At 40.6% G+C, this 1,815-nt stretch carries 1 pseudogene; it reads left to right on the top strand.

The features are described 5' to 3' along the window. A pseudogene (locus RMO27_RS19790) lies at positions 1-1,815 on the top strand (signal transduction protein); the annotation flags it as partial.

Here is a 1,815-nt window from a genome sequence, read left to right as displayed (position 1 = left end):
GGGCGACCCTGGTAGTGGTAAATCGAGTTTATTGCAATATTTAGCCCTATCATGGGCAAAAAAATCCAGCGCAGAAAGATATCGAGAGCGGCTACCCCTATTTGCCGAATTACGTCTCTATGGTGATGATAAAGAGCGCGGTAAATGTAAAAGTTTATTAGACTTTTTTCATCAGGGCAATACCTTCTGCCATCTCGATCGACAGGAGTTGGACAAAGAATTGAAATCGGGACAAGTCATTGCGTTATTCGATGGCTTAGATGAAGTCTTCGCTCCCAAACTTAGGAGTGAAATTACTAACGATATTTATCGCTTTAGTATCGACTATCCCGATGTCCAAATTATCGTGAGTTCGCGCTGGCTGGGATACAAACAAGATTTGGCTAACTTCCAGCATTTAATGCTCCAAGATCTCGATCTCAAAACTCAAGTCCCAGATTTTATCGACAGATGGCATCAGTTCGCTTTCAATGATACTACCGAAGGTGAGAAAAAGCGGAAAATATTATTAGAAACTATCCAAAATACTCATAACAAAGCAATTCGAGAATTAGCAGGTAATCCGCTCCTACTCACCATGATGGCGATAATCAATCGCTCTCAAACTTTACCCAAAGAACGTTTCAAACTCTACGAACAAGCAGCAGAATTATTGCTTCACAAATGGGATGCTGATATCCATGAGCTACAAGATCCCGATTTAGAGGGAATTGACTTACAGAACAAACAGGAAATCCTGCGGCGAGTTGCATATCACATGCAAACCAAAAATTCTGACTCTCGTACAAATCTGATTAGTGAAGAAAATTTAGAACAGATCGTTCGGGAATATTTAGAGAGTATTAAATATTCAGATCCATTTAAAGGCACGAAAAAAATTATCGACAAGCTCAGAGTTAGAAATTTCATTCTCTGTTTGCTAGGTGACAATTCATTTGCCTTTGTCCATCGTACCTTTGCTGAATACTTCTGTGCTTACGATCTGTTCAAGAAATGTACAGGTATCAACCGTCAGCTCAGTTTGAATGAGCTGCAATCACAATTTTTTGGGCGTTATTGGCAAAATGAAAACTGGCATGAAATATTACGGCTACTGGTCGGATTGTTGAGTAGTAATGATGATAACAATACCGACCCGATTAAATCGATTATGGAACATCTTTTGACACTAGATGGGAAAGGTTTTGCTTATTTAAATGTGTTTCTCGCTGCTGACTTTTTAACAGAAGTGCGAAATCGCCAGTTATATAGTCAGGTGGATGAAGCAATTTTAGAACGGCTGGGTGAATTAGTTAACTTGTCATCAGAAGGTTCGGGAGTCTGGGAAATATCGATCAATGCTTGTGATTCGATTGGGAGAGTATGGCAAGGTGAACAATCTGGTTATAAAAAACTGCAAGAATTAGCTACTCAGGGTAATGGTAGTGCAATTTATGCCCTTGCCCAGTATTATCGAGATGAACCGAATAGTCACTCGATCGTCAAACAATTAGCTATTCAGGGTGATGGTAATGGGATTCGTGTCCTCGCTAGACATTATCAAGATGAACCGGAGACTCACTCGATCGTCAAACAATTTGCTATTCAGGGTAATGCTTATGTGATTTATGTCCTCGCAGAAAATTATCGAGATGAACCGGAGACTCACTCGATCGTCAAACAATTTGCTACTCAGGGTGATGGTAGTGCGGTTAACGCCCTCACAGAAAATTATCGAGACGAACCGGATACTTACTCGATCGTCAAGCAATTAGCTACTCAGGGTAATGTTAGTGCGATTAACGGCCTTGCCCAGTATTATCGAGACGAACCGGA

Origin of the sequence: Chamaesiphon sp. OTE_75_metabat_556 (assembly GCF_031378165.1) — a bacterium.
In the GTDB taxonomy this organism is placed as follows: domain Bacteria; phylum Cyanobacteriota; class Cyanobacteriia; order Cyanobacteriales; family Chamaesiphonaceae; genus Chamaesiphon.
The sequence above is the reverse complement of the archived record's forward strand: the minus strand, read 5'-3'. Positions and strand labels throughout refer to the sequence as shown.